This window comes from Dolichospermum circinale AWQC310F (assembly GCF_000426925.1).
GTDB lineage: Bacteria > Cyanobacteriota > Cyanobacteriia > Cyanobacteriales > Nostocaceae > Dolichospermum > Dolichospermum circinale.
In genome coordinates this window covers 96,571-105,923 of record NZ_KE384696.1, presented here as the reverse complement: position 1 = coordinate 105,923, position 9,353 = coordinate 96,571, and the positions used below count along the sequence as shown (strand labels likewise).

At 36.2% G+C, this 9,353-nt stretch carries 7 protein-coding genes; 6 read left to right on the top strand and 1 reads right to left on the bottom strand.

What is annotated here, in order from left to right; genetic code table 11:
• On the bottom strand, positions 1–997 hold a 997-nt coding region (locus ACIR310F_RS22795), incomplete at its 3' end, for an RNA-guided endonuclease InsQ/TnpB family protein (protein WP_035368175.1).
• Between the two features lie 289 nt (positions 998–1,286).
• Here ACIR310F_RS22795 and ilvN point away from each other — a divergent pair.
• The 6 genes from ilvN to ACIR310F_RS0115820 all read left to right on the top strand — a co-directional run bounded on the left by ilvN (position 1,287) and on the right by ACIR310F_RS0115820 (position 9,327).
• Positions 1,287–1,805 (top strand): acetolactate synthase small subunit, encoded by a 519-nt coding sequence (ilvN, locus tag ACIR310F_RS0115845; RefSeq protein WP_028084672.1) that lies wholly within the window; start codon positions 1,287–1,289, stop codon positions 1,803–1,805.
• A gap of 593 nt (positions 1,806–2,398) precedes the next feature.
• Entirely contained in the window at positions 2,399–4,438 is a 2,040-nt protein-coding gene (locus tag ACIR310F_RS0115840; protein WP_028084671.1) for a polysaccharide biosynthesis protein, read from the top strand.
• A gap of 37 nt (positions 4,439–4,475) precedes the next feature.
• Positions 4,476–5,474 carry a glucosamine inositolphosphorylceramide transferase family protein gene (locus ACIR310F_RS22790; RefSeq protein WP_155963862.1) on the top strand — a complete coding sequence of 333 codons (999 nt, stop codon included), beginning with the start codon at positions 4,476–4,478 and terminating at the stop codon, positions 5,472–5,474.
• Positions 5,461–6,759, top strand: coding sequence for a lipopolysaccharide biosynthesis protein (locus ACIR310F_RS0115830; RefSeq protein ID WP_028084670.1), 1,299 nt, complete (start codon positions 5,461–5,463; stop codon positions 6,757–6,759). The genes ACIR310F_RS22790 and ACIR310F_RS0115830 overlap by 14 nt, the downstream gene beginning before the upstream one ends.
• Positions 6,719–7,897, top strand: coding sequence for a glycosyltransferase family 1 protein (locus ACIR310F_RS0115825; protein ID WP_155963860.1), 1,179 nt, complete (start codon positions 6,719–6,721; stop codon positions 7,895–7,897). Before ACIR310F_RS0115830 ends, ACIR310F_RS0115825 begins: the two co-directional genes overlap by 41 nt.
• Before the next feature lie 20 nt (positions 7,898–7,917).
• Complete coding sequence (locus ACIR310F_RS0115820; protein WP_028084668.1) at positions 7,918–9,327, top strand: hypothetical protein; 1,410 nt, start codon at positions 7,918–7,920, stop codon at positions 9,325–9,327.
• Positions 9,328–9,353: the final 26 nt, after the last annotated feature.

Here is a 9,353-nt window from a genome sequence, read left to right as displayed (position 1 = left end):
GGGATTTTCTAACTATTTCTCCACAATTAGAACAATTTTGAGAAGTATATTGTGGTGCAACTGATACAACTACACGCCCATAGACTTTACCAAAATATTCTAACCATTGAGTAAACAATGAACACCCCGCATCACTAATTGATTTGGCTAATTTGCTATTCTTAACCATATTTTTCACTTGCAGTTTTTCAAAGGCCACTAAATCGTTAGATTTGACCACGCACAATGCTGTCTTTATAGCAAAGTCTTTACGTTGACGCGAAACTTGCAAATGTTTTCTACCAAGACGGTTAATAGCTTTTTTGCGATTATTAGAACCTTTATTTTTACGACTAACTTTTTTGTGTAATCGTTTTAAAGATTTTTCTGACTTCCGCAAATACCTGAGATTATCAACTTTATCTCCTTGGGAATCAGTATAGAAACTGTTAAGACCAACATCTAAACCAACGGTTTTACCTGTGGCATTGATGTCAATATTTCGTTCTGCATCTACACAAAACTGGATATAATAACCGTCAGAACGTTTAACTATCCTAACTCTCTTTATTTGCTTAATCTGGTAAAAATGTAAATCCCAAGTTCCAATTAATTTTAACTGACCAATACCACATTTATCTTTGAAAGTAATGTGCTTACGGTCATTTAAAAGTTTCCATCCACTTGTTTTATATTCAACTGAACGGTTATTTTTTTGAAATCTGGGATAACCCTTCTTACCTGGAACTTTTGCTTTGCAATTATCAAAAAATCTTTTAATTGCAAAAGCAGTTCTCTCGGCTGCACTCTGTCTAGCCATTGAGTTTAATTTATCAGCAAAATCAAATTCATTAGCTAATACCGCAGTGTATTTATTCAGGTCGTAATATTTAACATTTTGATTGTCCATCCAAAAGCGCAAGCACTTGTTACGGATGAATTGGGTTATCCGTATAGCCTGAGCAATTTTTTGATATTGCTGCTTTGTGCCTTTGGCTTTAAATTCAAAAACAATCATTTTTTTATTACTAATTCGACCTGTTTTAGGTATAGTATACTTTAGGAAATTAGTCAATCCCTAAGATTGGTAAAAATGAAACTACCCTCTCTCACGATTAAGCTGCGCTTAATATCGCTTGAAGGGTGTTTAATTTTTACCCGCCTTACATCCCCACCCTGTAGAGGGATGGGGTATTACGGCGTTTTCTGATAAAATAAGAATTAAGACCGACAATTCAGCGTGGTAGAAATTCGCTTCGCACTCATGAGTGCCGGTCTGCGTTCATGCCATGCTTTTTTAGTTGCCGATGAAACATACGCTGTCAGTTATAGTTGAAGATGAAGCGGGAGTTCTATCCCGCATTGCTAGTTTATTTGCACGTCGGGGTTTTAATATTGAAAGCCTTGCTGTCGGCCCTGCGGAGCAGGGAGGAGTATCGCGGATTACAATGGTTGTGCCTGGTGATGATCGCATCATCGAACAACTTACCAAGCAACTGTATAAGTTAGTTAATGTTCTCAAAGTGCAAGATATTACAGAAATACCTTGCGTAGAAAGAGAATTGATGCTTCTCAAGGTAAATGCTAATAGCAGTAATCGTTCAGAAATAATTGAATTATCTCAGATTTTCCGGGCGCGAATTGTTGATGTGGCTGAAGATTCTTTGACTTTAGAAGTTGTGGGTGATCCTGGTAAAATGGTAGCGATAGTTCAAGTGCTACAAAAATTTGGACTGAGGGAAATTGCCCGTACAGGTAAAATTTCTCTAACTCGTGAATCAGGTGTAAATACTGAATTACTGAAGTCTTTACAGGTAAAAGTCTAGGGTGATTAAACGCGGATTAGACTTATAGTTAACAATCGAAGTTTCCCGTCCAATTAAGCAGCAGATATGGTGTAACTACTATGTCTGCTGCTATTATTTTGCTATTATTTTGATTTAATCAGGAATTATGTCAACCTGGCGTGACTTAATGAGTGAAAACTTGATAAAAAGTTTATAGTTCAAAGCAAAAAATAATAACCCATAGATTATGTTCATATTTGGTTAGTAAATATAAATTATATAGCACTCAAACATGACTAGTGAAAATTTATTCTTGTAAATTATCACCCCAGAGGCAGAAGACACAAACCGCAAGAATATATTTTCATTAATTAGCTATTGATGCTATGTGATTTGGGATAAACTCCCAAAAAATGATGAAGATATTGAGTAGATTCATTGATGATTAAATTTCCACCATTTTACCATTAAGATTTGTTTGTATGGATAACCAATTTAGAACTGGGCAGGTAATCCCTATGATTGATAATTGAATAGGGTTATTTGCGTCAGCAGTTTTTTGAGGTTATTAATCATAATTTCAGGTGTTTATCCAGTGAAAAAATTCTGTAGATTTTCCTGGAGATACTGATATGAATATCCTATTTTTTGTTTCTCACGTTACTATTCAGAGAACAATTAGAAAATTATCAAATCAATTAAGTAAAATCAGGAATAGACATTGGTTTATTTGTGATATCACGGTTTTTGCAATGACACCATTGTTAGCATTAGGATTGCGTTTAGATGGTAATCTGAACTTGCAACAAGATATTTTCCAGTTGGGAATTGCGACAATTTTGTTTTTAGTAGTCAAACTAATTATCTTTTGGGGGGTTGGTTTTTATAGACGCTATTGGAAGTACGCAAGCATCGAAGAAGGGATTTATATAGTCACATTGATGATGGGTGTGGTAGTCATGCAAACGACCCTATTTAATTTATTGGAGATGCTATTAGGTGAACTTCCGCAATCACTGCCAATTTTGGAGGGAATACTATCTTGCATATTTGTGATTTTACTGCGGTTTAGTGTTCGAGTTGTAGAAAGAATAAGCCATAGACAAAAAATATCTAAAAACAGAGAAAGAGTGCTGATCATTGGTGCTGGTAGTGCGGGGGTTTCCCTTGTAGAAGATATGCAAAGAAATCCCCAATTTGGAGCTTATCCCGTAGGATTTATTGATGACGATATCAAAAAACAGAATATACATTTAAGGGGAATTCCCGTATTAGGAAATCGCCAGAAAATTTCTGAAGTTATCAAAACACTAAAAATCCATAAAGTTATCATTGCAATGCCTACAGTTCCTGGACAAACTATTAGAGAAATTGTAGATATTTGTCAAAACAATGGAGTGCAACCTAGTACCTTGCCAGGAATATATGAAATCCTGAATGGTCGCGTAAGAGTAGATAGTGTTAGAGACATTAAAATTGAGGATTTACTCAGACGTGAACCCATTCAGACAGAACTAGAAAGAGTAGCCCAATTTATCAAGAACAAAACAGTATTAATCACAGGTTCAGGAGGATCAATTGGTAGTGAACTATGCCGACAAATTTTACGTTGTCATCCAGCTAAAATTATCCTAATTGGCCATGGAGAAAATTCTGTTTTTAATATCCAACAAGAACTAGAAAAACTGATCCAAATACTGAAAAATAATCATAAATCAGCGACGGATGTTAATATACCGCAGATTTATACCTTCATTGCTGATATTAGAGTGCAGTCGAGATTAGAACACGCTTTTGAGAGATTTAAACCGGATGTAATTTTTCATGCTGCGGCTCATAAACACGTTCCTCTGATGGAATTAAATCCCGCAGAAGCAATTACTAATAATGTAATGGGAACGAGAAATTTACTACAAGTAGCATTGCAATATAATGTTGAACATTTTGTGATGATTTCCACAGATAAAGCAGTTAATCCTACTAATGTCATGGGTGCTAGTAAAAGAGTAGCGGAAATGTTAGTTTTACAAGCTGCAAAAGAAAGTGGTAAATCCTATGTAGCTGTGCGTTTTGGGAATGTTTTAGGAAGTCGTGGTAGTGTAGTTCCTACGTTCCAAAAACAGATTTTAGCAGGGGGACCAATTACAGTTACTCATCCTGATATTTGCCGATATTTCATGACCATACCGGAAGCAGTTCAACTAGTTTTGCAAGCATCTATTCTTGGTCGTAGTGGTGAAGTTTTAATGTTAAATATGGGTGAACCTGTGAAAATTGTAGATTTAGCAAAAGAATTAATTCATCTTTCAGGATATGAAGTTAACAAAGATATTGACATAGTATTTACAGGTTTAAGACCGGGGGAAAAGCTATTTGAGGAATTGTTTATTGAGGGGGAAGAGTATGAAAATACTGAACATGAAAAACTATTAGTTGTAAAAAATGCGAGTCGGATTATTCCTAATTCTTTGAATATTACTGTAGAAAAATTGCTAGGAGTAGCTGCCAGAAATGATACCAATTCTATTATTTTATTGCTGTCGCAATTAGTAGCAGGTTACAAACCGAAATTCCCCGAGGAAAGCAGTTTATTAGATGCAGCTAAATATGCAAATCAGACCCCCCATAGGCCGGTAAATATTTTAGCAAATATCGAGCCAACAGGTGCATAAACAGTCTTGATAGTTTAAATCAATCTCAATGAAAATTATGGAATTAAGTAATAGAGTTCAGATCAAAGATTTTCCCAAATCAAACTATTTATCTTCCCTCAAAAAAACAGTGAGAACTTTTCTGAGAAGAAAATGTGATTGGTCAATAGGAATTTATACAGGGGAATCACCTTTTCAATTAAGTTCTCCAGAGAATATCAAAAATCCGGTTTTGACGGCCAAAGATGTTACAGATATACCAGCAGACTTAGTTGCTGATCCATTTATGGTTTGTGAAAATGGGATTTGGTATATGTTTTTCGAGGTACTAAATAGTTTGAATTTTAAAGGAGAGATAGGACTTGCAACTAGCAAAAATGGCTTGAATTGGCGTTATGAACAAATCATAATTAGGGAGGATTTTCATTTATCTTATCCTTATGTATTCAAGTTCCAAAATGAATACTATATGATTCCAGAAAGCTATAAAGCTAATGCAATTAGGCTATATAAAGCAGTTGAATTTCCTACTAAATGGACATTAGTTAAAACTTTACTAGAAGGCAACGATTATGTAGATTCTTCAATTTTAAATTTCCATGATCAATGGTGGATGTTTACGACATCTCCCCAGGGGAATATACTGCATCTTTACTATGCTGATGAATTAATGGGAAATTGGGTCAAGCATCCTCAAAGTCCTTTAATAGAAGGAAATTTTCATATATCCAGACCGGGAGGAAGGGTAATAGTATCTGATGGCAAGATTTTCCGATATACACAGGATGTGGTGGGTTTTTATGGTAATCAAGTTAGGGCTTATGAAATTACAAATTTGACAACTACTAACTATGAAGAAAAAGAGATCATCCATAATCCAGTGATTAAAGGAAGTGGTGATGGTTGGAATAAAATTGGTATGCACAATATTGATCCACATCAACTTGATAATGGTAAATGGATAGCTTGTGTGGATGGTTATCAAATAGTTTTTGTATTTGGCATGGCAGAAAGAAAAAGAATTAAGATCATGACGAAAGCCAATGCCAAAAAATAAAGACATAACCCTACGTCGTAATTTTTCTTGGACTTTCATTGGTAATCTAATTTATTCAGGTTGCCAATGGGGAATGTTAGTAGTTTTAGCTAAACTTGGTAATCCAGAAATGGTAGGGACATTTACTTTAGGATTAGCAGTAACAGCCCCAGTCATGATGTTTAGTAATCTCCAATTACGAGATATTCAAACAACAGATGCTAAAAATCATTATCTTTTCAATGATTATTTAGGTTTAAGATTGATCACGACAGGGTTAGCATTACCAATAATCTTATGGATTACCTTAGCGACAGGATATAAAGATGAGACAGCAATAGTCATAATTTTGATTGGTTTTGCTAAAGGATTAGAATCAATTAGCGATGTTTTTTATGGACTGCTTCAGAAACATGAAAAAATGGATCGCATGGCCATATCTGTAATGATGAAAGGTCCTTTATCTTTACTGATGTTAAGTATAGGTACTTATATATCAGGTAGTATTATTTGGGGTGTCTTGGGGTTAGTCATAGCTTGGGCTTGTATTTTATTGATCTGGGATATCCCTAGTTATCGGTGGTTGATTAATAAATTTACATCAGAAGGTGAAATTCCTGATTCTCTGGAGGGAAGGACAGCAAAACCTCGGTGGCAATTAGGAACTATCAGGAAGTTAATTTGGTTATCCTTGCCTTTGGGTTTGGTAATGATGTTGATTTCCCTGAATGCTAATATTCCTCGTTATTTTCTCGAACATTCTTTAGGAAAAAAAGAACTCGGTGTATTTGCTGCCCTTGCGTACCTGATAGTGGCAGGAAACATGGTAATCAGTGCATTAGGTAGCGCAGCCCGTCCTAGACTGGCAAAATACTACGCGGGGGGGAACGTTAGCGCGTACCAAAAACTTCTCCTCCAACTTGTTGCTATTGCTTGTCTGTTGGGGTTATCCGGTATTTTAGTCGCTTGGGTTGCTGGTGGGCAAATCTTAACTATTGTTTACCAACCAGAATACGCCAAATATACTGAGCTTCTGATTTGGTTAATGGTGACAGCGGGAATTGGGTATGTTTCCTCCTTTCTCGGTGAAGGAATGACCGCTGCTAGATATTTTCGTACGCAAATTCCACTATTCATTATAGTCACCAGTACATCCGCCATCGCTTCCTTCTGGTTTATTCCTAGAAATGGACTCAAAGGGGCAGCAATAGCACTGATGATAGCCGAAATAGTCCGGACAATTTTTACATTAGGAGTCATATTTCATGCCGTACATCGCATCCAAAGATATCAAACACACAGATAGAGAAATTACTCAAAAAACTCGGCGCATTCTTCATGTTTTAGGGGGTATGAATCGGGGGGGAATTGAAACTTGGCTGATGCAAATTTTACAGCATATAGACCGCGATCGCTTCCAAATGGATTTTTTAGTCCATAGCACAGAACCCGGTGCTTATGACCAAGAAGCACGCGCTCTCAACAGTCAAATTATTACCTGTCCCTATCCCTCTCGACCCTGGATTTACGTTCCCAAATTTCGCCAGATTTTGCGTGAACATGAACCCTATGATATTATTCATAGTCACGTACATCTCTTCAGTGGCAATATTTTGCGTCTGGCTGCTCAAGCAGGTATACCCTGTCGTATTGCTCACTGTCACACAGATACATCAGCCATAGCCACGAAAGGGGGACTTTATCGCCGCTTATATTATACCTGGATGAAATCTTGGATTAACCGCTATGCAACTATGGGTTTAGGAATCAACAACCAAGCGGTAGCAGCCTTATTTGGTTCGAGTGACAAATCTAACCCCCGTTGGCAAGCTATTAATTATGGTCTGGATATCACCCCTTATGCAGATAAAATTGATGCAGCCGCTCTCCGGGCTGAACTTGGTATCCCTACGGATACTTTTGTAATTGGTCACATAGGTAGATTTGTTGAAGTAAAAAACCATACCTTTATCCTTGATATTGCCGCAGCAGTAGTCAAAAGAGAACCGAAAATGCGTCTTTTGTTAGTAGGAGAGGGTTCATTGCGATCGCAAATAGAACAAAAAGCTTCAGAATTAGGCTTAACGGATCATGTTATCTTTACAGGTGTTCGTGCTGATGTTGCCCGATTAATGCGAGGTGCTATGGATGTATTCCTGTTTCCATCCCTTTTTGAAGGATTAGGTAATGTACGGTTAGAAGCACAGTGTGCGGGATTACCTACCGTAATTTCCGACGTTGTTCCTGAGGAAGGTGATGTAATCAAACCCCTAGTGCAGCGACTTTCTCTAAGTGAATCAGCGGATACTTGGGCAGAAGCAATTTTAACTTGGAAAAATAAAGTCCCAGCGATTAATCAAACTGAGGCTTTAAAAATCATGAAAGATAGTAATTTCAACATTGAAAAAGCCGTCAAACAATTAGAACAGATTTATCAAAATTAAATATTCAACAACATAGTTTTATGAATCAACAGTCTCTTCACAGCAAAACAATTTATCCTGATAGTTTAATAATTTCCGTTTTCTTTTGTCTGCTTGTATTGCTAGGATTTCTGCCAACTACAAATCAATTTTTGCACTGGTTTATTATTCCAGTAACATTGAGTGGAATTGTCATTGGTATTGACGCTGTGCAATGGTTTCGGGGGCGATTAAATATCTTTTCTCCCGTAGGCGTTATGGGTTTATTAGGTGTTCATTTTTTCTTCTTAGCACCCCTACTTCATGTTAGTTGGAATAATTGGTTAGGTAGTGATTTAATACCACCTCCAGACTGGAGACCCTGGGTAGGTGGAATGGCAATTCTCAACTTATTAGGTATTTTAATTTATCGCGTTTCTAGAAATCTAGATTTATCTGAATTTTTTCCAAAAAAATCAATTAATCAAAGGAGAAATCAAAAAACAGTTTGGATGATTAATAAACAACGTTTTCCTTTAATTGTGGGGATAGCACTAATTGTTTGTTTAGTTTTACAAATATTAGTTTATAGCCAGTATGGAGGGTTAATTAGTTATATCAATGCTTTCGCAGATAAACAAACCGAAGCCGGAGTAGGACAAGGTTGGTTATTAATGATTTGTGAAAGTTTTCCTAATGTAGCAATGATGGCATTTTCTGTCTATGCTAAAGATAAAAAAAGATTACAAACATGGCCTGTATTGATTACAGTTTTGGTCATATTTTTTGTAATTAAATTACTATTTGGTGGCTTGCGAGGTAGTCGTAGTAATACAATATGGGCATTATTTTGGGCAGCGGGAATGATTCATTTTTGGCTGAGGAAAATTAATAAAAAACAAATCCTCATGGGCATGATATTTTTCATATTTTTCATGTACTTTTATGGATTTTTAAAATCAGGGGGAACTGAAGGATTTGAAACTGCCTTACAGGGAGCAGAAGCTAGGGAAGAATACACAGCAGAAAATGGGAGAACTTGGGAGAACTTATTATTAGGAGATTTAGGAAGAACCGATGTTCATGCTTATATGCTATATAGATTAATGGACGATGATAGTGATTACCAATATGCTTGGGGACGAACTTATTATTCAGCATTTGCTCTTTTAATTCCCCAACAACTTTGGCCTTATCCCGAAAAACCACCAAATAAATCGAAAGAAGGAACAGACCTACTTTATGGTATGGGTTCTTATATTCCTGGAGTGTGGGTATCCTCCAAAGTTTACGGAATTTCTGGAGAAATAATGCTAAATTTTGGACCCTTTGCTGTACCTTTTTTCTTATATTGTTCTGGGGATAGTTGTTGGATTAATTCAACGTTCTTTGGCAGGGTATTCAAAAGTAGATACTCGCTTACTATTGCTACCAATGTTAATCAATTTCAGTTTTACAATTTTGATAGGTGACTTGGATAATCTTATATATTTTTTAA